Origin of the sequence: Chryseobacterium herbae, from assembly GCF_025154075.1 — a bacterium.
Classification (GTDB): domain Bacteria; phylum Bacteroidota; class Bacteroidia; order Flavobacteriales; family Weeksellaceae; genus Chryseobacterium; species Chryseobacterium herbae.
The window spans coordinates 76,469-100,249 of the sequence record NZ_JAOAMU010000007.1; the positions used below are offsets into that span (position 1 = coordinate 76,469).

Annotated in this window: 22 protein-coding genes; 15 read left to right on the top strand and 7 right to left on the bottom strand. The window is 37.9% G+C overall.

What is annotated here, in order from left to right; all coding sequences use genetic code 11:
* Nucleotide 1: 1 nt before the first annotated feature.
* The 5 genes from N0B48_RS19465 (at nucleotide 2) to N0B48_RS19485 (ending at nucleotide 7,106) form a co-directional block, all read left to right on the top strand.
* Nucleotides 2–1,351, top strand: coding sequence for a DUF3526 domain-containing protein (locus tag N0B48_RS19465; RefSeq protein ID WP_259840690.1), 1,350 nt, complete (start codon nucleotides 2–4; stop codon nucleotides 1,349–1,351).
* Nucleotides 1,352–1,653: 302 nt separating this feature from the next.
* Complete coding sequence (locus N0B48_RS19470; RefSeq protein ID WP_072922446.1) at nucleotides 1,654–1,830, top strand: BF3379 family histone-like protein; 177 nt, start codon at nucleotides 1,654–1,656, stop codon at nucleotides 1,828–1,830.
* A gap of 486 nt (nucleotides 1,831–2,316) precedes the next feature.
* Complete coding sequence (locus tag N0B48_RS19475) at nucleotides 2,317–3,465, top strand: hypothetical protein (RefSeq protein WP_259840692.1); 1,149 nt, start codon at nucleotides 2,317–2,319, stop codon at nucleotides 3,463–3,465.
* A 176-nt stretch (nucleotides 3,466–3,641) separates the two neighbouring features.
* On the top strand, nucleotides 3,642–5,213 hold the full coding sequence (locus tag N0B48_RS19480) for a M20/M25/M40 family metallo-hydrolase (RefSeq protein ID WP_259840695.1): 1,572 nt from the start codon (nucleotides 3,642–3,644) through the stop codon (nucleotides 5,211–5,213).
* 309 nt (nucleotides 5,214–5,522) lie between these two features.
* A complete protein-coding gene (locus N0B48_RS19485; protein WP_259840697.1) occupies nucleotides 5,523–7,106 on the top strand; it encodes a right-handed parallel beta-helix repeat-containing protein in 1,584 nt (527 codons plus the stop codon).
* Between the two features lie 89 nt (nucleotides 7,107–7,195).
* On the opposite strand, the gene N0B48_RS19490 is transcribed toward N0B48_RS19485, so the two are convergent.
* The 3 genes from N0B48_RS19490 to N0B48_RS19500 all read right to left on the bottom strand — a co-directional run bounded on the left by N0B48_RS19490 (nucleotide 7,196) and on the right by N0B48_RS19500 (nucleotide 10,777).
* The gene (locus N0B48_RS19490) at nucleotides 7,196–7,831 is read right to left on the bottom strand and encodes an HAD family hydrolase (RefSeq protein WP_259840699.1); all 636 of its coding nucleotides are present in this window, start codon (nucleotides 7,829–7,831) and stop codon (nucleotides 7,196–7,198) included.
* 51 nt (nucleotides 7,832–7,882) lie between these two features.
* The gene (locus tag N0B48_RS19495; protein WP_259840702.1) at nucleotides 7,883–10,006 is read right to left on the bottom strand and encodes a Tex family protein; all 2,124 of its coding nucleotides are present in this window, start codon (nucleotides 10,004–10,006) and stop codon (nucleotides 7,883–7,885) included.
* Between the two features lie 105 nt (nucleotides 10,007–10,111).
* The gene (locus tag N0B48_RS19500; protein WP_259840704.1) at nucleotides 10,112–10,777 is read right to left on the bottom strand and encodes an O-methyltransferase; all 666 of its coding nucleotides are present in this window, start codon (nucleotides 10,775–10,777) and stop codon (nucleotides 10,112–10,114) included.
* Between the two features lie 301 nt (nucleotides 10,778–11,078).
* Here N0B48_RS19500 and N0B48_RS19505 point away from each other — a divergent pair, with 301 nt between their 5' ends.
* From N0B48_RS19505 to ychF, 7 genes are all read left to right on the top strand, one after another.
* Complete coding sequence (locus tag N0B48_RS19505) at nucleotides 11,079–11,756, top strand: YceI family protein (protein ID WP_259840706.1); 678 nt, start codon at nucleotides 11,079–11,081, stop codon at nucleotides 11,754–11,756.
* Between the two features lie 142 nt (nucleotides 11,757–11,898).
* Nucleotides 11,899–12,210: a GIY-YIG nuclease family protein gene (locus tag N0B48_RS19510; protein WP_259840708.1), complete on the top strand. Its 312-nt coding sequence runs from the start codon at nucleotides 11,899–11,901 to the stop codon at nucleotides 12,208–12,210.
* A 263-nt stretch (nucleotides 12,211–12,473) separates the two neighbouring features.
* Complete coding sequence (locus N0B48_RS19515) at nucleotides 12,474–12,731, top strand: DUF1294 domain-containing protein (protein ID WP_259841174.1); 258 nt, start codon at nucleotides 12,474–12,476, stop codon at nucleotides 12,729–12,731.
* 185 nt (nucleotides 12,732–12,916) lie between these two features.
* Nucleotides 12,917–14,722, top strand: a complete 1,806-nt coding sequence (gene typA, locus N0B48_RS19520; protein WP_259840709.1) for a translational GTPase TypA — start codon at nucleotides 12,917–12,919, stop codon at nucleotides 14,720–14,722.
* 127 nt (nucleotides 14,723–14,849) lie between these two features.
* A complete protein-coding gene (locus N0B48_RS19525) occupies nucleotides 14,850–16,460 on the top strand; it encodes a glycoside hydrolase family 10-like protein (RefSeq protein WP_259840711.1) in 1,611 nt (536 codons plus the stop codon).
* 450 nt (nucleotides 16,461–16,910) lie between these two features.
* On the top strand, nucleotides 16,911–17,462 hold the full coding sequence (locus tag N0B48_RS19530) for a ferritin (protein ID WP_259840713.1): 552 nt from the start codon (nucleotides 16,911–16,913) through the stop codon (nucleotides 17,460–17,462).
* Between the two features lie 200 nt (nucleotides 17,463–17,662).
* Nucleotides 17,663–18,754: a redox-regulated ATPase YchF gene (ychF, locus tag N0B48_RS19535; RefSeq protein ID WP_259840715.1), complete on the top strand. Its 1,092-nt coding sequence runs from the start codon at nucleotides 17,663–17,665 to the stop codon at nucleotides 18,752–18,754.
* 113 nt (nucleotides 18,755–18,867) lie between these two features.
* Here the strand turns inward: ychF and N0B48_RS19540 are convergent, their stop codons facing one another.
* The 4 genes from N0B48_RS19540 to N0B48_RS19555 form a co-directional block, all read right to left on the bottom strand.
* Nucleotides 18,868–19,047, bottom strand: coding sequence for a hypothetical protein (locus tag N0B48_RS19540; RefSeq protein WP_259840718.1), 180 nt, complete (start codon nucleotides 19,045–19,047; stop codon nucleotides 18,868–18,870).
* Between the two features lie 47 nt (nucleotides 19,048–19,094).
* Nucleotides 19,095–19,310: a bacteriocin gene (locus N0B48_RS19545; protein WP_259840720.1), complete on the bottom strand. Its 216-nt coding sequence runs from the start codon at nucleotides 19,308–19,310 to the stop codon at nucleotides 19,095–19,097.
* A 378-nt stretch (nucleotides 19,311–19,688) separates the two neighbouring features.
* Nucleotides 19,689–19,853, bottom strand: a complete 165-nt coding sequence (locus N0B48_RS19550; protein WP_259840722.1) for a bacteriocin — start codon at nucleotides 19,851–19,853, stop codon at nucleotides 19,689–19,691.
* Between the two features lie 184 nt (nucleotides 19,854–20,037).
* On the bottom strand, nucleotides 20,038–20,199 hold the full coding sequence (locus N0B48_RS19555; protein WP_259840724.1) for a bacteriocin: 162 nt from the start codon (nucleotides 20,197–20,199) through the stop codon (nucleotides 20,038–20,040).
* 131 nt (nucleotides 20,200–20,330) lie between these two features.
* On the opposite strand from N0B48_RS19555, the gene N0B48_RS19560 reads away from it, so the two are divergent.
* The 3 genes from N0B48_RS19560 to cls all read left to right on the top strand — a co-directional run bounded on the left by N0B48_RS19560 (nucleotide 20,331) and on the right by cls (nucleotide 23,780).
* Nucleotides 20,331–21,269 carry a helix-turn-helix domain-containing protein gene (locus N0B48_RS19560; RefSeq protein ID WP_259840725.1) on the top strand — a complete coding sequence of 313 codons (939 nt, stop codon included), beginning with the start codon at nucleotides 20,331–20,333 and terminating at the stop codon, nucleotides 21,267–21,269.
* Nucleotides 21,270–21,368: 99 nt separating this feature from the next.
* Nucleotides 21,369–22,133: an SDR family NAD(P)-dependent oxidoreductase gene (locus tag N0B48_RS19565; protein WP_259840727.1), complete on the top strand. Its 765-nt coding sequence runs from the start codon at nucleotides 21,369–21,371 to the stop codon at nucleotides 22,131–22,133.
* A gap of 183 nt (nucleotides 22,134–22,316) precedes the next feature.
* Nucleotides 22,317–23,780, top strand: coding sequence for a cardiolipin synthase (gene cls / locus N0B48_RS19570; RefSeq protein ID WP_259840729.1), 1,464 nt, complete (start codon nucleotides 22,317–22,319; stop codon nucleotides 23,778–23,780).
* Nucleotide 23,781 lies beyond the last annotated feature (1 nt).

Below are 23,781 nucleotides of genomic sequence, written 5' to 3' on the forward strand. Positions count from 1 at the left end.
CATGTATCTTTTATTATTTAAGAACTTCATCCGTTCCCAGTCTGCCTATCTGGGAATGCTGTTCCTGCTTTTGTCAGGACTGGTGAGTATTTTTGTGGGAAGGCAATTTATAGAGAAGCAGAAAGCCAATATTGAGCACACGGCTATCTATCAGAAAGAACATATTGAAAGATATACAGGCTATATAGAAAAGGACCTCGGACTCTTATTATATTATCTGAAATTTGGATTGGTTAATACAACAGACAACCTGAATGCGCTTTCAATAGGGCAAAGAGATGTCAATCCTTCCATACAGAGCTTAACGATCAGGAATCTGGAGGGACAGAAATATGATACGGATCTTCAGAATCCTGTAAGTCTGCTTCTGGGCAGCCTGGATCTGGGGTTTGTGATTATTTTCCTTTTTCCGCTGGTGATTATTTCCTACTGTTATAATCTTCTGTCCGAAGAAAAAGAGGAAAGCACATGGATTCTGCTGTCTGTGCAATCTCAAACACCTTTCAGGATTTTGTTTAAAAAATTCATGGTGCGTTTTGCTGTGATTACCGGTGTTTTACTATTTCTGATTGTTCTGGCGATCCCCATTCTGGATTTGAGGATTAATGGAGCATTGGCGGGTTTTGTTCTCGTCTCACTCTTTTATATTATTGTTTGGTTTGCATTAAGTTTCTGGGTCGTTTCCTGGAATAAAAGTTCCAGAGCAGGTGCTGCAGGGCTTTTGTGTTTCTGGATTGTGCTTACGATTATTCTTCCTGCGGTTCTCAATCATTTTATCTTAAGCAGATATCCTTTACCGGAAGCATTGGATACGGCCATTGAGCAGAGAGAGGCGTATCACGAAAAATGGGATACGGATCAGAAACCGACGATAGACAAATTTTACAGACATTACCCGCAGTTCAGATCGTATGGCTATCCAAAAGAAACTTTTAACTGGCTCTGGTATTATGCGATGCAGCAGATGGGAGATGATGAGTCTAAAAACCAATCGGATCAGTTGAAAGCAAAACTTTGGAAAAGAGAGGAAATGAGCCGCACGCTTTCTTATTTTGTTCCCGGACTTCATGTGCAGTTTCAGGTGAGTGATCTTACAGGATCAGGATTGGCTGATCAGCTGAGGTTTACACAGGCCGCAGAACATTTCCATGAAGGAAAAAGGCTTTTGTTTTATCCTAAAATTTTCGCGAACGAACCAACGGGAAGTATCAACTGGAAACAGTTTAAGCTGGAATACTACAATGAACGCAGTAAAATCAACTGGTTAGCCATGCTGGGGCCGTTATTGCTATTTAGTTTACTGTTTTATTATCTGGGAAGTGTCAATTTCAGGAAGCAGACGGTTTTATAACACTTGATGAATTAAAATAGACTCAGTTTTTTGACGTTAAATGATATGAAGGGCTCAGGAGCCCCATAGAATTTTGGAATAAGAATAAATGTACAGCGGGAAGAGATAATATAATACTCGGATAATCCTTTTACAGGCACAATAGACTTAATAAAAGCCCTGAATTTTTAGCATAAACATAAAAAATGGCAGTTCGATGGATGAAAAGAAGAAAAAAATAGCATTTTGGGCCAAAATTTTTTAGTCGGAGCTAGGCTGGAATGACCATAAAACCTATATTTGCACCCTAAATTTTAAAAATAATGAAAGAACTAATTGAAAAAATCAACGCTGAATTCGAAGCGTTTGCAGGTGAGGCTAACCAACAAGCAGAAAAAGGAAACAAAGCTGCAGGTACAAGAGCTCGTAAATCAGCTTTAGAACTTAGCAAATTGTTCAAAGAATTCAGAAAAGTTTCTGTTGACGAAGCTAAAAAATAATTCGTTCCCAAACCGGCTCACTGAGCCGGTTTTTTTATGCCCTGATTTTTTCATTCATCAGGTTTTCAAAGTTCATAAAATCTTAAGATTAGAAAAAACATTTTGCTTCTCTTTATTTTCACGCAAAGATTTATGAAAAGTGCTTTTTAGTTTGAGGAAAACAAAGGGGCAGACTGCGTCGCTGATGAAGTGTGTGTTATTCAGCAACTTCATAGAATCAATCGAAGATTGATTTTTATCTTTGTCTTCCTTAAAATATCCGATGCTATAATAAAACTTTGCGTCAAAAAACAAGCATACTATTCTCTCCCCAACCTTTACATCCGATCAGTTTCATACTTTAAATTTTCCTGGTTTTTATTTGTTTCTGCTAAAGTTTAGTTTTTAAAAGTTAAATACTATTAAATTTTATTAAAGCATTATTTCATTTGCCAGGCTGCATTTATATTTGTGTTATTAATTTTTTAAGTTAATAGTACTCACACCATGAAGCACTCTTATATTTTTATGATTCTCTTTTTTGGACTTTTCTCGGCCCAAAAATTAAAAGTAGTCGATTCGGAAAACGGAAAACCAATATCCCACGCAAGAGTAATCCTGAGCAATCAGATTGTTTATACCAATGAAGATGGTTTTGCACCCGTTGCAGAAGATGTCAAAGACTTTGAAATCTCAGCGTCCGGTTATCAGAAAAAGAAGGTCAGCAATTTTAATTCCCTGATTAAACTGATACCCGCTTACAAGAAGATTGAGGAGATAAAAATAGTCAGTATAGATATACGAAAACTTCTGAAAGACGTCAGCAAGAACTATCATAAAAGATACTATAACGAACCTTCTCTTTATGATGCCATCTACAAAGAAAGAAGGGTAGATAACAATAAACTTTATTTTCTGGCGATTGCTGAAACTAAATTATGGAGCAAAAGCAATCAATATAATTATAAAGACGGGATTCGTAAAAACTATGATGATATCCTCCAGATGCAGTTGAATAATGTAAAATATCTGAAAAATATTACAGCAGATAGTATTCTCGTAACGAATACCAATGATTTTTCCCACGAACATATGGGAAACTATTTCCTGAATTTTGAGCTCAATCGTACTTTGAATCATGTAACAAGTATCAATTCTAAATATTCAGGAAAAATAATCTCTGAAGAAGGTGATGAGCAGCTGATTACCTTTAAGATCAAATCCGGGGCAGGTATTGAGCTGAAAGGCGAGTTTAAATATAATAAAGCGGATAAAGTGATCACCTATTTTGAAGTACATTATCTGCAGACTGATTATCCACCAATCAGAAGGAAAACACCGGAAGGGGTAGAATACGACTATCAGCTTGGAGATGCTTCCCTTATTTTTGATTTTTATAAAAAAGACGGGGTGTACCTGCCTGCCTTAACCAGACTGGAAGGAGATAAATTTTCTGCTTTCTATCTTGGAAAGAAACATGAAAGGAGATTCAGCAGGGAAATTATTTATAATACTTTTGAGAAATCCAATAACGAAGGTTTAACCCAAAAAGTAGATTTCAGTAAAAGCATCTGGGAAAATGTGCCCGTAAAGGAAGATAAAGAAGACGCAATCCTTCTTTCCGCCGAAGAACAGGCTTTTCTCAACGAAAAATAATCGTTTTTACATCAACAAGACAGACCGTCCCATTGGAGATGGTCTTTTTATTTCTTATCCGGTTATCAAATCGCCACATCATCTCATTACCACATTGTCAAATCATCCCACCAACACATGAAATTCCCTTCGCCATTCCCGTAAATTCCTTTATCTTTAAGCATTCAATATATGTTATGAAGATAAATAAATTTTTTGCTGTACCGGCAGTTGTGCTGGCTGCCCAATTTTCATGGGCTCAGGTGAAGGTAGATCCGAAAGAGAAACTTGATCCTATTGTAAAAAGCTTTGTAGATGAAATTAACAACAGTTCTCAGCTGGAAAACATGGCCTATGAGCTTTTGGACGGTATCGGACCACGACTTGTAGGAACCCCTGAAATGCTGGCTGCCAATGAATGGTCTGTGGCTAAACTCCGTTCATGGGGAATAGAGTCCAACCTTCAGCAGTTCGGAACATGGAAAGGATGGCAGCGTGGGATTACGCATGTCGATATGACCTATCCACGTGTGAAATCATTAGCGGCAACACAGCTTGCATGGAGTCCGGCGACGAAAAAAGCCGTTGAAGCTGAGGTGATTGTACTTCCAAAGGTTTCTTCTAAAGCTGAATTTGATGCATGGCTTCCTTCCGCAAAAGGTAAAATAGTGCTCATGGCGCAATACCAGAAAATCGGACGTTCTGATGAGCAGATCAAAGAATTTGCAACTCCCGAACTGTACGAAAAACTGAAAGCAGAAAAAGAACAGGCCGGAAAAGACTTCCGTGACTATGTGAAAAATATTGGGTATGACAACAATACGCTTCCGGAAGCTTTAGAAAAAGCAGGCGCAGCAGGAATTGCTATTTCCAACTGGACCGGAATTATGGGAGCAAACAGGATTTTCGGAGCGAAGACTTCAAAGATTCCAATGATCGACATTGATGTGGAAGATTACGGAATGCTTTATAGAATGGCAGAAAAAGGAGCAAAACCTAAGATCAAGGTAGAAGCTCAGTCTAAAATCCTTCCTGATGCGAAAAATTTCAATACAATCGGGATGATCAAAGGAAAAGAAAAGCCTGAAGAATATGTAATCCTTTCTGCTCACCTTGATTCATGGGACGGAGCACAGGGAGCGACAGACAACGGAACAGGTACGCTTACGATGCTTGAAACCATGAGAATCCTGAAGAAATATTACCCGAATAATAAAAGAACCATTGTTTTAGGACTTTGGGGGAGCGAGGAGCAGGGATTGAACGGTTCAAGAGGCTTTGTAGCCGATAATCCACAGATTATGAAAGGAACACAGGCGGTATTCAACCAGGATAACGGAACGGGACGCGTGATTAATATCAGTGGCCAGGGATTCGTAGATTCTTACAGCTATATCGGAAAATGGCTGAATGGGGTTCCTAAAACCGTGAGAGATCAGATTAAAACAGATTTCCCGGGAATGCCTGGAGGCGGTGGTTCTGATCATGCGTCATTCGTAGCGGCAGGAGTTCCTGGATTTTCTTTAAGTTCTCTGAACTGGGGGTATTTCGGATACACATGGCACACGACGAAAGATACGTATGACAAAATCGTTTTTGATGAGGTGAAAAACAATGTGGTTTTAACGGCTGCATTAGCTTATATGGCATCAGAAGACCCTGAATTTACCAGCAGAGAAAGGAGAGTAATGCTTCAGGACGATAAAGGTGAAACTGTAAAATGGCCGGAAGCTAAGGAGCCGAGGAGAGATTCTAAGGAGTATAAATAAAGATACTAGATTTCAGACATCAGACATCAGACATCAGACATCAGATTTCAGACTTTATTCTGGAAATATAAAAAGGCTGTACAGATTATTGTGCAGCCTTTGTTTTTTGCGGATGGAGAAGGGTTCTTATTTCGTGAATTTTATTTCCCTTAAAGATGTAGGTTTCTGATTTTTTTCTGATCATTCAAAAATAACAATAATAGTTCAATAAAACACGTCAACTTCTGTCGTATCGTGCATCTACATTTGCATTAGTAAAATTAATGAAAGAATATTTTACCATTTAATTTAAACCAAAAACAAAATTTTATGATTTACGCAAATGCTTTTTTTACAGCGGGTAATGGTTATCCTAACGAAGACATTGTGCAGCTGGTAGATAATTATACCCACGAGGCTGTTGTTTATAAAAAAATTGGGACTGCCGTTGAGGATGGAGTTATCTACCGAAAAAAAGACAATGATTTTTATGAAAGACAATGGTCCGGATATGTCAATGTATTATGGTGGAATATCAAAGAAACCGGAATCCTGGCACCAACAGTTACAGAACGTATCAACAAAGCCTTAGCTCTGGGATATAATACATTTTTTGATGAAATGTCCATTGAAATTAAAGGGACGCTTTACCTTCAGGACAACCAAAAAATCCTTTCAAACAAGTGTACGATAAAACAGACCGAAGTCAAAGCGGAAATTTTCAACTGTGAGCAAAAGAAAAATATTTCCATTACAGGATTTATGTTAAAAGGAGAAGGAGTTGATTATGTTGTTAATGCCAGTTCCCGGAATGTAGGAATTCTTTGTACCCAGGCAAAAAATTTAATTATTGAAAAAAATGTATTTGAAAATTTCACCTATTCTGCGGTATCAGGACTGAATGGTGTAGAGTATTTAACCTTTAGATTCAATAAAGTTAAAAACTTATTTACCAAGACATGGGCAGGAGAAATTGTCGGTGGAAGGAAAGATAATATGGGTATTGTAGTAGGAGGTAAAAATATTACCATTTTTAAAAACTACTTTGAAAATTCGTCGCAAGGTATTTATATTGCTGAAAATTCCAATTTTGTCAGTATTTCAGATAATGACGTAGAAAATACGATCCTGGAGCATGGAATGTACCTTGATTCCGGTATTTCAAATCTTACGGTGATAGGAAACAGAGTGAGGAATACCATGAAAGTAGGGATTAAGCTTCAAAACTCGGATAAGGCAGGTTATGTCAGTAATAATGTAGTGATCTCCAATAATATTGTTGAAAATACAGGTGCAGGAGGAGATGGTATTTTGATTAATAATACAACAGTGGGAACTCCACAGCTTTATGCAAAAAATGTAGTAGTTTCCGGAAATGTAGTGAGAAATGCGGGCCAGCACGGGATTAATGTAAGATTTGTAGATCTGGGAGTTGTTTCCAATAATGTGATCAATGATATCCGTTATGCAGGAATCTATATTTCTGATACTAAAGGAGTGGAAGTCTGCAATAACAATATTAAAACAACACAGGAAACCGGAATTATGATTGAAGCTAATAATTATTTATTGTCAGCCAATTTTAATACTATTGAAAATCCTGGAATGAAGAATTCAGGGTTGGAAGATCTTTTAACCGGTATTACCATTCGTGGAACACTAAATAAAGAAATCTCTGTAAGAAACAATAAGATGGTAGGCAGCAGTAATGCTATGAGATATGGTGTTTTTGTAGAGTTTGTAACCCCTCCTGAAAACAATCCGGTGAAACAGACTTTCCAGGAAACTTATGAAATCGTAGGAAATACGGTACTGAATGCGGTTACTCCATACAGATTTAATAGTTCTGTAGCTTTACGACTTTTGAATAACAATTATAAAAATCTATTAACAAGTCCTGTGCAGGAAGCATAAAGAAATCCCTTAAAGATTATTTTAAACGATTAAAAGTGATAAGGCTGTCAATTTTGACAGCCTTATTATTTATATAGTACTAATTTTATTTAAATAAAATCCTTTAGATCCGAAAACATCGAAACAGAAGGCTTATAATCATCTGGACTCAGCTTTCCAAAACCATATTCACAGAAAATAAAAGATAAATTATTGGAGGTTGCAGAATCATAATCAGTCTGCGTATCACCAATATAAACTGAGTTTTCAACGCTTAAGTTATTTCTTTCCATAATCAGTTGAATATTCTCCGATTTCGGTTTTTTAGTGCGGCCGTGAGATTCAATATCTACAAATAGATCGTTAAATTGATAATGTTCTAAAAATGCTTCAATATAACCGTCCTGACAGTTGCTGACGATAAAAAGGCTGTGGGTTTTCGCTAAAGTCCTTAACGTTTCAGCTACTCCTTCATACAGAATGCCGCCTTGGGTATGCAGTACCTTATTTTCCTTTTGTACAATTTCCAAAAGAATATCCTGAATCTGCTCATCGGAAATTCCAGGAATAATGTCTTTTAAAATGTCGGCAAATAACAGACCCATATATTGGTCCATATCTTCGGGCTTCAATTCCCTTTTTATCAGTTGATGTTTGGTTAAAACCTCATTCCATATTTTGATGATCGTGGCTCTGGGGTCCCAAAGCGTTCCGTCTAAATCGAAAATTAAATTTTTATAGCTCAAAATGCAGTGTTATTGTGTTTGATTAATAGTGTTGAACAGATTTCAGCATCATTATAAAATCATGCTTAACTGAACTCTTTTTCTGGCTTCATCTACTTCCGTTACTTTTACGCGGACGTGCTGGTGAAGTTTTACCACCTCATTCACGTCAGATACAAAACCTTCTTTCAGCTGGGAAATATGAACCAGTCCGCTTTCCTTGATTCCCATGTCTACAAAACATCCGAAAGCCGTAATATTATTGACAATTCCGGGAAGAATCATTCCGGGTTTTAAATCTCTGATGCTTTTTACATTAGGATCAAATTCAAATACTTTGGCGGCTTTTCTTGGATCTAATCCAGGTTTTTCAAGCTCTTTTAAAATATCTTTGATTCCTAAAATTCCTATTTCTTCCGTAACATAATTTTCGGGTTTTACCAAAGCTGTTTTCTCTTTGCTGGCAATCAGTTCATTGGTTTTAATGCCTAAATCTTTTGCCATTTTTTCTACAATTCCATAAGCTTCCGGATGCACAGCAGAATTATCAAGCGGGTTTTTAGCATTGGTAATTCTTACAAAAGCTGCAGCTTGTTGATAAGCTTTTTCTCCAAGTCTCGGAACTTTTTTGAGTTGTTTTCTGTCTTCAAAAGCGCCGTTTTCCATTCGGTAATTAACGATGTTCTCCGCCATTTTCTCACCGATTCCTGAAACGTAGCTTAACAAAGATTTACTGGCCGTATTTAAATTGATTCCAACAGAATTCACACATTTCGTCACCGTTGAATCAAGTTCATTTTTCAATTGAGTCTGGTCCACATCATGCTGATACTGTCCCACACCGATAGATTTCGCATCAATTTTCACCAATTCGGCCAATGGATCCGCGAGTCTTCTTCCGATAGAAACTGCACCACGAACCGTGACATCATAAGACGGAAATTCATCCCTCGCAATTTTACTTGCAGAATACACCGATGCTCCAGCTTCAGAGACTACAAAAACCTGCAGCGGCTTATCAAAAGCAATTTTCTTAATGAAAAACTCCGTTTCCCTGCTTGCGGTTCCGTTTCCTATAGAGATTGCTTCAATATTGTAGGCGTTCACCATAGAACGGATCTTTTTCATCGCCATTCCACTTTCGTTTTGGGGAGCGTGAGGGTAGAGGGTTTCATTATGCAGCAGGTCACCTTTTTCATCAATACAGACCACTTTGCATCCGCTTTTGTATCCGGGATCAATAGCCAGAATTCTTTTTTCGCCCAAAGGTGGCGCAAGAAGCAGCTGACTCAGGTTGTCAGAAAATATTTCAATGGCTTTTTTATCTGCCTTTTCTTTTGCTTCCTGCAGAGCTTCGTTGGAAATTGCAGGTTCCAGAAGACGTTTGTAACTGTCTTTAATAGCCAAAGCGATCTGGTCTGAACTTTCGTTATTGGATTTTATGATGGCTTTTTCGATGAAATCAACCGCTTCATCTTTATCAATGCCGATATTTACCTTTACAAAACCTTCCGATTCAGCTCTGAGCATCGCCAGAAGTCTGTGAGAAGGCGTTCTGTTAAGATTTTCTTCCCATTCGAAATACTGAGAGAATTTTTGTGCATCTACTTCATCCTTTTTGGCTTTGATCGCTTTGGAAGTGATCACTGCTTTGCGCTGAAACAGACGACGAAGGTTTTTACGGACGTACATATTTTCATTGATCCATTCCGCCATGATATCTCTGGCACCCTGAAGTGCTTCTTCCTCGGAAGGAACGTCGCTGTTAAGATATTTGGAAGCCACAAACTGCAGATCATTGCTTTTCTGACTCATAATGATTCTGGCTAAAGGTTCCAGCCCTTTTTCTTTGGCTGTATCCGCCTTCGTTTTTCTACGTTTTTTAAATGGCAGGTATAAATCTTCCAGCTCAAGCAGATCAAAGCTTTCTTCAATTCTCTGTTTCATTTCAGGAGTTAATGCATTTTGTTCTTCAATAGATTTCAAAATACTTTCCTTCCGTTTTACAATTTCTTCAAACTGTTTGCTGATTTTTGAGATCTGCTCAATCTGAACTTCATCCAGATTTCCGGTCCTGTCCTTTCTGTAACGGGAAATAAACGGAATGGTACAGTCTTCTGCGAGTAATTGTAGGGTATTGTTGATGCTCTTTTCTGATATATCGAGCTGTTGCTGTATAAATGTTACGATCGTCATTATCTTGGTTTCGGAAGGCTAAAATAAGGCTTTAGAATGAAAAAAAGGCGAGTTGCCCCGCCTTAAATGTTTATTCTTCGTTAAAGAAAATGAACTGACTTAAATTTAATTGACTATAGCGATTGCCATTCCATCATGTTCTTTCGCACCAACAGTTTGCATAATCGTAGCGGTAACTTTTGGGTTGTTGGCCAGCATTTGATTAAATCGTTGCACTCCTTTCACTCTTTCGTCGGTGGTATCTTCATCAAGGACTTTGCCTTCCCGGATGACATTGTCACAGATAATAATCGTTCCCGGATGTGAAAGCTTCAACGCTAATTCAAAGTATTCGGTATACGGAGGTTTATCAGCATCAATAAAAATAAAGTCAAAAGCTTCTTCGTTTGTGGAAATAAGTTCGTTTAATACATCCATCGCCTTACCTGTCCGCAGATCTATTTTATCTGAAAGCCCGGCTTTTGCGATATTCTGGCTGGCAACGTTGGCATGATGAGGATCAAATTCTACAGTAATTATTTTACCATCTGCGGGAATTGCCCTCGCAATCCAGATCGTGCTGTAGGCTCCTAAAGTACCCAGTTCCAGGACACGTTTGGCTTTACAGCTAAGCAGCATCAACTGCAGAAACTTGCCCTGAGTGGGGGTTACACTGATTTGGGGGATAGAAGCATCATCCAAAGACTGGATAGTTTCCTGAAGAACGCTGTCTTCCGGGGCTAGCAAATTGCCAATGTAGGTGTCTACTTTTTCAAATACCTGTTGATTCATATGGTTGATTGATTTAATGGGGAGTAATTTCTCCATCAACTCTTTCGATAGGTCACTGACAAACCGAAACCTACTAAAAGCTGTAATCTTTTTGTGAGCTGTCATGAGAATTTTACCTGCATAAAGTTAGTGAATTTTGAAATCTGAAACAGGTTATTTCACCTTCATATGATGACTAAAAATAATAAAGCCTGGAATATTTCATTTCTTGATGTATGTTAAGATGATAATTAATATGCTTTTCTATATTTGAAATTCTTAAATTTAAAGTTTTAAACAATTTTCTAAACAAACAAACAATATGAAAAAACTTAGTGTAATTGCATTAGTAGGAGTTGGATTGCTTGCAGCATCATGTAATAAAGGAAAATCTGCAGATACTGCGGCTACGGCTACAGAGCAGAAAGTAGCAGAAAGCAAAGGTGAAGTTTTGCCGGTTGATGTTGCTACTTCTGTAGTAAACTGGAAAGCTTTCCACAAAGGTGGTATGGCACCTCGTTGGGGAACTCTTAGCGTAAAATCAGGAGATCTTAGCACTGAAGGAGGTCAGTTAACTGCCGGAAACTTTGTGATCGATATGAATTCTATCAAGGTAGATCCTGCTTCAGTAACAGAAAAAGATAAAAAACCAGCAGATCTTGAAGCTCACTTAAAAAATCCTGATTTCTTTGATACGGCAAAGAACCCTACTTCAGATTTCAAAATTACAAGCGTAACAGATTTGAAAGATGCACCTAAAGATGCTGTTGCAGGAGCAAACAAAACAGTAAGCGGAAACCTTACACTATCAGGAAAAACAGTCAATGTAACTTTCCCTGCTAAAGTAGATGTAACGGAAAATTCAGCAGCTGTGAATGCTAAATTTACTGTAAACAGAGCAGATTGGGGAATAAAATTCGGTACTTCAGAAGCAGATCCTGCAGAATGGATGATCAGCAAAGATATCGAGATCACTGTTGACGTGAAAGCTAAAAAATAATTGTTAGATACAATATAGATAGGAGAGCTGCTTTTTTATGAAAGCAGCTTTTTTTTATTATGTGAGGTGTCAAAATTTTATGGTGGCTGAGGCACTCGAAGCCACAGGAATAATATTTTTTTATATTTATGAAAACACAAATATGAAAGAGAAAGTCAAAGGTTGGATGTACATTTTATTATGTGCAGACGGCAGTTATTATACGGGAAGTACCAATAATCTTGAACGCAGAATTCTTCAGCACCAATCGGGTGAAGGCTCTAATCATACCAAAAAAAGACTTCCCGTCAAGCTGATCTATTTTGAGGAATATGATCGAATTGATCTCGCTTTTTACAGGGAGAAGCAGATCCAAGGATGGAGCCGAAAGAAAAAAGAAGCACTTATCAATGGACATCCTGAGTTGCTTCCTCAATTGGCTGTGGCATATAGGGATTTACTTTCTGAGGAGTGATGTGTTGAGGGAAAGGTGGCTTCGAGTGCCTCAGCCACCTTTTGGAAATACAGTCTGGGATAATGTTATTTACGGTCATTATACAGTGAAAAAGGTAGGATAAGGTTGCTTCGAGCGCCTCAGTCACCTTTGGCAAATGCAGCCAGAAATAATGCAGATCAGATTAATGATGAAGAAATAGAAAGACAAATTTCTCATCAAAAGACAAATGCAAGGTGGCTGAGGCACTCGAAGCCACCGCCCAATTCACTACTTTTGCACCCATGATATACATTCTACTCATCATAAGCCTGGCTACTTTCATCATTTTTGGTTGGGACAAAAGACTTTCCATTAAACATAAAAGGAGAATTCCGGAGACTACACTTTTAGGATTGACATTTCTTGGTGGAACAGTTGGAGCAATTTTAGGAATGCTTGTTTTCAGGCACAAAATTTCGAAAAAATCTTTTTTACTGAAAATGGGCGGAATTATTTTAATTCAGGCCATATGTATTTATTTTTTGGAAAAATATTCATAAGATTAATCGTTTAAACCTAATGGTAGATTCTTAATCTTCAATTTAAATGGAATTCTAAAATCTTCAATTTTAAAGCTTTAACAGGGCAAACTGGTGAACTTGCTCATTATGAATTTGTTAATTAATTTATATTCTTGCTTATTATTCATTAGAAATCACTATTTTTGCACCCGTAAAAATCATTCATGCAAAACATTAGAAATATTGCGATTATCGCACACGTTGACCACGGGAAGACGACTTTGGTTGACAAGATTATTCATGCTACAAACATTTTCAGAGAAAATCAGGAAAGTGGAGAATTAATAATGGATAATAACGATCTTGAAAGAGAAAGAGGTATTACCATTCTATCTAAAAATATTTCTGTTACTTATAAAGACGTTAAAATTAACGTAATCGATACTCCCGGTCACGCCGATTTCGGTGGGGAAGTAGAGAGAGTTTTAAAAATGGCGGATGGAGTTATTTTGTTGGTGGATGCCTTTGAAGGGCCGATGCCTCAAACAAGATTCGTACTTCAGAAAGCTTTGGAATTAGGACTTAGACCATTGGTAGTAATCAACAAAGTAGATAAACCAAACTGTCGTCCTGAAGAAGTTCATGATAAAGTATTTGATTTATTCTTTGCCCTTGAAGCGACTGAAGAGCAGTTGGATTTCCCAACATTCTACGGTTCTTCTAAGCAAGGTTGGTTCAATACTTCATTAGAACAAACAGAAGATATTTTCCCATTATTAGATGGTATCTTACAGTATGTTCCTGAACCGAAAGTGGCAGAAGGAAGCTTACAGATGCAGATTGTTTCTCTTGACTTTTCTTCTTTCCTGGGAAGAATTGCGATTGGAAAAGTAATCAGAGGAGAGATCAAAGAATCTCAGTGGATTGGTTTAGCTCAGGCAGACGGTAAGATTTTGAAAGGAAAAGTAAAAGAACTTTACGTTTTTGAAGGCTTAGGAAAGAAAAAAGTTACAGAAGTAAAAGCAGGTGATATCTGTGCTGTTGTAGGTTTTGATGCTTTCCAGATCGGTGATTCATTCGTAGATCTTGAAACTCCTGAACCATTGCCAAGAACTGCAATTGATGAGCCTACATTGAACATGACGTTCTCTATCAACAATTCACCTTTCTTCGGTAAAGACGGTAAATATGTTACTTCAAACCACCTGAAAGAAAGATTAACTAAAGAATTAGAGAAAAACTTAGCATTAAGAGTTGAACAGACTGCTGATGCCAACACTTTCCTTGTATTCGGTAGAGGTATTCTTCACTTGTCCGTTTTAATTGAAACAATGAGAAGAGAAGGGTATGAAATGACGATTGGTCAGCCACAGGTTATCCTTAGAGAAATCGATGGAGAAAAATGTGAGCCTTATGAATCTTTAGTAGTAGACGTTCCTGAAGAATATGCTTCCAGAGTAATCGACTTGGCTACTCAGAGAAAAGGTGACCTTCACATTATGGAAACTAAAGGAGAAATGCAGCATATGGAATTCGAAATTCCTTCAAGAGGTTTGATCGGATTGCGTTCTCAAATGTTGACTGCAACTGCTGGTGAGGCTATTATGGCGCACCGTTTTACAGAATATAAGCCTTTCAAAGGTGCTATTCCTGGAAGAAGTAATGGAGTATTGGTTAGCAAAACTCAAGGTCCTGCTACAGAATATTCTATCGCAAAACTACAGGATAGAGGTAAGTTCTATGTAGATCCGGGTGAGGAAATCTACGGAGGTATGATTATCGGTGAGCAGAACAAGCCTGGTGACTTAGTGATAAACATCGTTGAAGCAAAACAATTGAACAACATGCGTGCTTCAGGTAAAGATAAAGATACTGGCGTTGCTCCAAAAATCTTATTCTCTCTTGAAGAATGTATGGAATATATCCAGGGTGATGAAGCGATCGAGGTAACTCCAAACTTTATCCGTATGAGAAAGAAAATCCTTTCTGAAGAAGAAAGAAAAAGAGTGGAAAGATCAGCGAAAGCGTAAGAAATTCTTATATATTAGAAAAGCCTCGAATTTTTCGGGGCTTTTTTTATGAGACTATGTCTTAAAATGTTTATTTTGGCATAATAATCTCTTAGAAAAAATAAATTTTAAAAGTAGTTTGCAGACGATGAGAATGAATATCATAAAGCTTACTGTTTTAGCCGGAGTTTTTGCATCATATGCCAGCTGCTCCGTCCAGAACAATACCGTAAAAGCAACCCCGACAAAAAATACAGCAAAGCCCAATACGAATATATCAAAACCAAAAGAGCCAGTTGCCACAGTAAAACCCGGAACACCAATGCCTCCCGCGGATGAAAACTTCAGAACAGTTCTTCCTGAAGTGAAAAGAGAATTCCGTGGAGCCTGGATTGCAAGTGTAGCCAATATCAACTGGCCATCAAGAAATGACTTAACGGTTGATCAGCAAAAAGCGGAAGCCATAAGCATGCTGGATATGCTGAAAGACAACAATTTCAACGCTGCAATCTTCCAGATCAGACCTTCTGCAGATGCACTTTATACAAGTAATATTGAGCCTTGGTCGTATTTTTTGACCGGACAGACCGGAACTGCTCCTTATCCAAATTATGATCCTCTTCAGTTTTGGATTGAAGAAGCCCATAAAAGAGGTCTGGAACTGCATGTCTGGTTAAATCCTTACCGTGCGCACCATTCAAACGGAGGTGCTGTCAACAGCCTTTCTATGGCGAACAAGCTTTCCGATGTCGTTATTAAATTAAAGAACGGAATGTACTGGTTCGATCCTGCCAATCCAAAAACGCAGGGCCACGTTTCCAATGTCGTAAAAGATATTGTGAAAAGATATGACATTGATGCCGTTCATTTTGACGATTATTTTTATCCATATGCTACTTACAACAGAGGTGCAGACTTTCCGGATAATGCAAGCTGGAATGAATATCTGAGAAACGGCGGAACCTTGTCCAGAGCAGACTGGAGAAGAGACAATGTAAATAAATTCGTTGAAAGGATTTACAAAGAGATCCATGCAGAGAAAAACTATGTAAGATTCGGGATCAGTCCGTTTGGAATCTGGAAGCCGGGATATCCTGAAGGAATCGTAGGTTCATCTCAGTACGACGAATTGTATGCTGATGCTAAATTATGGCTGAACAAAGGTTGGGTAGATTATTTCTCACCGCAGCTGTATTGGCCAATTGATTCAAAAGGGCAGGGCTTTGAAGCTTTATTAAACTGGTGGAAATCTGAAAATACAATGAACCGCCACTTGTGGCCGGGACTCAATACGGTGGAGATTAAAGTATCAGATCGTCCTACGGAAATCAAAAATCAGATTGAGGTTTCCAGACAGATTTTAAAGAATGACGCCGGAGAAATCCATTGGAGTATTGCAGGGCTTACAAAAAATCCCAATATGCTTCCTGTCCTGAAAAACGGACCTTACAAAGAAAAAGCACTTGTTCCGAAAACAGGATGGATCAAAGCTGCTCCATTGCAGACTCCTACCATATTTGTTACAGATAACGGAAGTTCAGCCAGAACAAGCTGGAGCACCAAAAATATCGGTGATGTATTCCAATGGGTACTTTTCACCCAATACAACGGAGTTTGGGAAACGGAAATCCTTACTCTAGAAAACCTTTCAAAAGACATCCCGAAATTTAAAGACGGCAAAAAACTCAATGCTGTCGCTATCAAAGCAGTCGACAGACTCGGAAATGAAAGTGATTATATGGCGAAGAAGCTAAAATAATCTTAGCAGGTTGGAAGAGGGAAGATGGAGGCTGGAAGTTAATATTAGCCTTGACATTGCTCACGATTGTCATTGAATTTAGCAGCTTTGAAAAAACGAATAAAAACCTTTTACGTTTAATAAAACAACAAAAAAACCAGTTCAAAAAAGGACTGGTTTTTTTCTTAAATATAACACCCAACCAGCAGCATGAAATTTTATCGGAGATAAAATCCTTGCGCCTTAAAACAGTCGAATCAGAAAATAATTTGCGCCCTTGCGTTCATCAAAAAAATACAAAACCAATTCAAAAAATGAGATCAATTTATTTTAGAATAACTATAAATTAAATATTTAAAACTATTTAAATCAGAGGGTTGGAGATTGTACTCTAAGTTAGCTACATGAAAATAAAATACCCGCGGACCCATATTTGCATTATTATTTCCATAATCACAAAAATATAGCATTATGAATACCAACAGACTTTCCGCGACTATTGAAAAAGCACTTAGTGATCAGATGAACAAAGAAATTCACGCATCACACATTTTTCTGTCTTATGGAGTATGGGCAGATGACAAAGGCTATCAGGGGATTGCCAACTTCCTTTACAGACATTCGCAGGAAGAGAGAAACCATTCCATCAAATTCATGGAATATGTACTGAACAGAGGCGGAAAACCGAAAGTAGATACTATTCCGGCTCCTCCGGCTGATCCGGATTCCTTAACGGCCTGTTTCGATGGGGTCTTTAAGCATGAAGTAGACAATACGACTGCAATTTATAAAATTGTAGATATGGCACTGGAAGAAAAAGACTGGGCAACCTGGAATTTTATGCAGTGGTTTGTTCAGGAACAGATTGAAGAAGAAACGCTGGCGGCCAACCTGATTGATAAATTGAAAATTGCAGGTGGGGACAGAGCTACGGATGAATCATTATTTACTTTAGATAAAACATTACAGAATACACCGAATGACGTTCCTTTGGCTCAGGAAGCTACCGGGGAGAATCCATAAAAAACCAATTGGTGAACGAAAATTATTAAAAATCTGTCAGAATTACTGGCAGATTTTTTTATTATGAATCTCCCCATAAATTTACTACCTTTGCAGGCTGAAAGTTCAATGGTCCAAAGTTGATAAGGGAAACCTAAGCATAAGACCGGAACCTTGAACTGAAATCGTATCATTGAACATTAAACTTTGAATTTTACAATATGAAATGTGGAATTGTAGGCCTTCCGAATGTAGGTAAATCAACTCTTTTTAACTGCTTAAGCAATGCTAAAGCACAATCTGCGAACTATCCTTTCTGTACTATAGAACCGAACTTAGGAACGGTATCGGTGCCGGATCAGAGATTATTCGAGCTTGAAAAATTAGTTAATCCGGAGAGAGTACTGCCTGCGGTAGTTGAAATCGTTGACATTGCAGGTCTTGTAAAAGGGGCTAGCAAAGGAGAAGGATTAGGAAACCAGTTTCTGGCGAATATCCGCGAGTGTGAAGCGATTATCCACGTTTTAAGATGTTTTGACAACGGTAATATCATCCACGTTGAAGGTTCTGTAGATCCGATGAGAGATAAGGAAATCATCGACATCGAGTTACAGTTGAAAGACCTTGAAACAGTAGGAAAAGCTGTTGATAAAGCTAAAAAATTCATCAAGTCAGGAAAGAAAGACGATATCCTTGTCTATGAAACACTTCAAAACCTGGAGAAGTTTATTGAGGATGGAAAAAATGCAAGAGAATTTCCTGTTAATGATTTAACGCAGCCTATCATTGAAGAAATCCAGCTTTTAACTAAAAAGCCGGTTTTATATGTATGCAACGTAGACGAGAATTCTATCAAAAACGGAAACGAATGGATAGGAAAAATCGAAACGATGGCTAAAAATGAAGGTGCGGAGGTTGTTGTATTGGCAGCACAGATCGAGGCTGACATCAATGAACTTGAAACATTTGAGGAAAGAGAGATCTTCCTTGAAGAATTAGGTCTTGAAGAGCCTGGAGTAAACCGTTTGATCAGAAAAGCTTACGATCTATTGAAGCTTCAGACGTATTTTACGGCTGGTGTAAAAGAAGTAAGAGCCTGGACAATTGGTCAGGGATGGACAGCTCCACAGGCTGCCGGAGTGATCCACACGGACTTCGAAAAAGGATTCATTCGTGCGGAAGTAATCAAGTACAATGATTATTTAACGTACGGTTCTGAAGTGAAAATTAAAGAAGCCGGAAAACTTTCTGTAGAAGGTAAAGAGTACATCGTACAGGATGGCGACATCATGCACTTCAGATTCAACGTATAAGAATATATTAAAGTTAGTTATAAATGAAAAACGCTTCCACGAAATATGGGGAGCGTTTTTTGCATAAAAAACCACCCTGCAGGAGAGTGGTTCTTTAAAAATATTTCTTGATTTTAGAATATTCGCTCGATAGGATCTATGATGATCAGCTGGCACTGCTGTTCAGCGCATCCTCTTCCATATTTTCTGCATTCTCCTGTAAAAGGATCAATGCACATTTCCTTTCCGCCAACGATTGTTCTTAGTTCTCTTTTGTTTAGTTTTTTTCCGTTGCTCAAATTTTGATTTTTCATAGTCTTTGATTTATTTTAATTAGTTTTTTGTAAACGGGATACTAAAATTAAGGCTCAAATACAGGTTCCGGTTGTGGTCTGCATATTTTTTGTGCACAGCCTACAGAGATTTTTGTACACGCTCTTGGATCATCCGCTGGAATGGGTTCACATGGAAATTCTGTACAAAGAATAGGTTCCATACAATTCATCATACCTCCGGAAATAGTTTTAAGCTCTTTTTTACTGAGCTTTTTTCCGCTGTTTAAAATTAAATTTTTCATAGTTTTCAATTGGCTTAATTCGTGATTAATTTTAAACTAATGGTTGTGGTCTGCATTCTTTTTGTGCACAAACCTTCGAAATGATGGTGCATCCATTAGGATCTGAAGAAGGTTCGCATGGCTGATTTGGGCAAAGAACCGGTTGCACACAGTTCAGTAGGCCTCCTGCGATCGTTTTTAATTGTTTTTTGCTTAGTTTTTTCCCACTTGTTAAAAATAGGTTTTTCATTGTTTTGATTTTTAATGTGTTAGTTGAAAACTAAGATATGAAAAATATTCACATATATCACTTGGTAAAGAAAAAATATTCAAAAATTGTATTGAATACCTGAAAAGGCAAAAAAAACCGTTCAGGAATTGAACGGCTTTTTTCGTTTTCTATAAAGGATCTATGATTGGTCTGCATTGTAATTGTGCGCAGCCCATTGAGATTTTTCTGCATCCTCCGGTCATGGGATCAATGCAGTCCATTAATCCACCTGTGATACTTCTTAATTGCTTTTTGTTTAGCTTTTTTCCCTTTGGTAAGTTTTGATTTTTCATTGTTTTGATTTTTAGTGTATTAGCTGTAACTAAAATAAAAAAAATAATTGATAGTATATCACAATATTATGAGAAATATTTAAATAATCAGCAAGAATACTGGTGTAATTAAGGTTTATTACCGATTAGGTTATGCTATTCATAAAAAATACCACTCTATTGGAATGGCATTTTGTTTCATCATCTAATCCAATATGGATGGACGGCATTGAGGATCGGCGCAGCCTTTTGAGAAAATCCGGCACTGATTGGTTTTAGGATCAAGACACATCATCAATCCACCCGTAATGCTTCTTAATTCTTTTTTGTTTAATTTTTTTCCTTTTTCTAAATTTTGATTTTTCATAATACTGTAGGTTGTTGTTTGGTGGAACCAAGGTATAAAAAATACTTATTGAATGGTATTTTAAAATTTCAGTTGTATTTAATTTTCATATAACGGCAACTTTGTATATTTGAATTTTACAAATCGTAGCTATGGAAAAGATCACTCATGCATCTCTTGAAGATTTTTATAAAGAGATGGCCGCCAAGCTGGGAAAAGACCTTGAAAGTATTTTTCCGAAAGGACTTCATAAAGATATCGGACACTTTAATGTCTTCGATATCAGGCAGACGATAGAAAAGATAAAGATGACTTCGGAAATGCCTTACAACAGACGGAAGTACTATAAAATCAGTCTGATCAGAGGCAGGAACAGGGCAGAATATGCTGATAAAATTATAACAATAAAGAAGAATGCCTTGCTGTTTGCCACTCCAAAAGTTCCGTATCATTGGGTTCCGGAAGACCCTGACCAGTCGGGGAGTTTCTGTGTATTTACTGAAGACTTTTTCATTAAGGCACAATCACGGTTTTCATTGGAAGAACTGCCGATATTTCAACCCGGAAATGTTCCGTTATTTGAAATTGAGGATGAACTGGCAGACGAAATAGAAGTGCTTTTTACGAAAATAAAAAAAGAAATTGACTCAGATTATGTATTCAAATATGATCTGATCAGGAACTATGTTCTGGAGCTGATCCATTATGGACAAAAGCTACAACCGGCCGCCAAGCTGTCGGCTTCCAATGATGCTTCATTGCGGGTGGTTTCATTATTCATAGAACTTCTGGAAAGACAATTTCCTATTGAATCTTCGGAACAAAGATTGCAATTAAAAACAGCCAAAGATTACGCAGACCGTCTTGCAGTGCATGTCAATTACTTAAATAAAAAATTAAAAGAAAGCACAGGAAAAACTACCACTGAATTGATCGCAGACCGAATGGTGCAGGAAGCCAAAATCCTTTTAAGACAGACCAAATGGAATGTTTCTGAGGTTTCCTATGCCCTGGGCTTTGAAGAAATAGCTCACTTTTCCAACTTTTTCAAAAGAAAAACATCCTTCACACCCATGGAATTTCGCTCATGATTTGAATTTTGCAAATTTCAGATTGATTCGGGCAACCACATCTTCTCCATAATTTTCCAACTTTGTACCATTAAATATTAAAACAAATCATATAAAAAGATGAATACAAAAACAAAAATTGCACTAATTACAGGAGGAAGCCGCGGACTTGGAAAAAATGCAGCGCTAAAGATCGCTCAGAAAGGATTAAACGTTATTATTACGTATAAAAACAGTAAGGAAGAAGCAGATGCCGTGGTGAATGAGATAAAAGCATTGGGTCAAAAGGCCATCGCTTACCAGCTGGACACCAGAGATGTGAAAAGCTTTGATGCATTTGTGAAAAATATCACCGATCATCTTGAAACTGAAACCGGAAGTTCAAACATTGATTTCCTGATCAATAATGCAGGAACAGCTTTATATGCTCCGATCACGGAAACGACGGAAGAACAACTGGATGATATGGTGAATGTCCATTTTAAAGGCGTTTTCTTTCTGACACAGAAAATGCTTCCTTTCATCAATGATGGCGGAGGAATTGTGAATATTTCATCAGGACTCGCCAGATTTGCCCTTCCGGGATCGTCCGTTTATGGTTCCATGAAAGCAGGAGTGGAGATGATGACCAAATACATGGCAAAAGAATTAGGCCCTCGTAAAATCAAAGCCAATGTCATTGCGCCGGGAGCGATTGAAACAGATTTCGGAGGCGGAAGAACCAGAGACGATCAGAATGTGAATTCAATGATCTCCAATATTACGGCCTTGGGAAGAGCCGGGCTTCCGGATGATATCGGAGGAGTAGTCGCTTTTCTTTGTACTGAAGATGCAGGCTGGATTACCGGACAGAGAATCGAGGCTTCAGGAGGAATGTTTTTATAGTGGAAAACAGATCAATTCACGTGCTCCTGTCATTGCGAGGCGCGAAGCAACGAAGCAATCTTATAATAGCAATAGAACCAGTTCTGAAAAGGACTGGTTTTATTTTTTTATCACAGATTCAGAGGATAAAGAAATTTTTAACAAATTTACCTACCTTTAATAGCAATAATAAACTTCATTTCTATGATTAAAGAATTTTTCAACCAGTTTCCCTACGTCCTGGTAGGGCTTGAAGTTCTTTATCTTGCCGCGATTATTTTTCTGGCCGGAAAAATTATTATGGATACGAAGAATACCAGTAAGACCCTGGCTTATCTCATGCTGATCATTTTCCTCCCGGTGCTGGGGATTATCATCTACTTTGTTTTTGGGGTGAACTACCGGAAAAATAAGTTCTATACTTTTAAAATAGAGCGGAACGAGCAGGTTTATGAGACTGTAAGCTCTTTTATCAGGGAAACACATCATAAAACGTTGGAAAATCACAAAGAAGATGTAGATCAGTTTCTGACAACTATTAATTTTCTTTATAATGCCGGCCATTCTCCTTTATCACAGGGGAATTACGCGGAAGTCCTGATCAACGGAGAAGGTAAATTTGATAAGGTTTTTGAAGTTCTTGAAAAAGCAGCTCACCACATTCATCTGGAATATTATATTTATGATAATGATGATATAGGGAACAGACTTGCCAATTTACTGATCAGAAAGGCAGAACAGGGCGTGATCGTACGATTTCTGTATGATGATATGGGCAGCGGGAAAATAGGGGAAAAGCTTTTGAAAAGGTTGAAAGAAGGCGGAGTACAGGTGTCTCCGGTTAATAAAATCACGTTCAGGCTTCTGGCGAATCGGGTCAATTACAGGGATCACCGGAAAATTATTATTGTAGATGGAGCGGAAGTTTTTACAGGCGGAATTAATGTTTCGGATAAATATATTAACCCTAATCCCAAGCAGTATTGGAGAGATGTTCATCTGTATATGAAGGGAGAGGCCGCGTTTTATTTTCAGTTTCTGTTTTTCAGCAACTGGATTTTTGCAACGGAAAAAATTCCTGAGATCTCCCAACTCTATTTTACAAAAAACGAAGGTGAAGGAACTTCACTGATTCAGACTGCGGCCAGCGGACCGGATACCAAACCTTCCATAATGCTGAGTACAACTTCCACAGTACTTTCTGCGAAAAAAAGAATCTATATTGTTACCCCTTATTTTATTCCGGTTGAAACCGTGCTGAATGCTATTAAACAGGCCGCCCTTTCTGGAGTTGATGTAAGACTGATGGTTCCCAAATCCGGTGATTCCGTCATCGTAAACGCAGCGGCTTATTCTTACTATGAAGAACTTTTAGAGAATAATGTGAGGATTTTCTTTTACAAAAAAGGCTTTATTCATGCGAAAACGATGCTTATAGACGATATGTTTTCATCGGTAGGTACAGCGAATATGGATGTGCGAAGCCAGGAACTGAATTTCGAGGTGAATGCATTGGTTTTTGATCAGAAGATCAATGGGAAACTTCAGGATCTCTTTCATGAAGATATGAATGACTGTGAAGAAATTTCCCTTGAATCCTGGAGAAAAAGGCCAAAATCCAAAGTTTTCTTTGAGCATCTGGCCAGACTGCTTTCTCCACTGATATAAA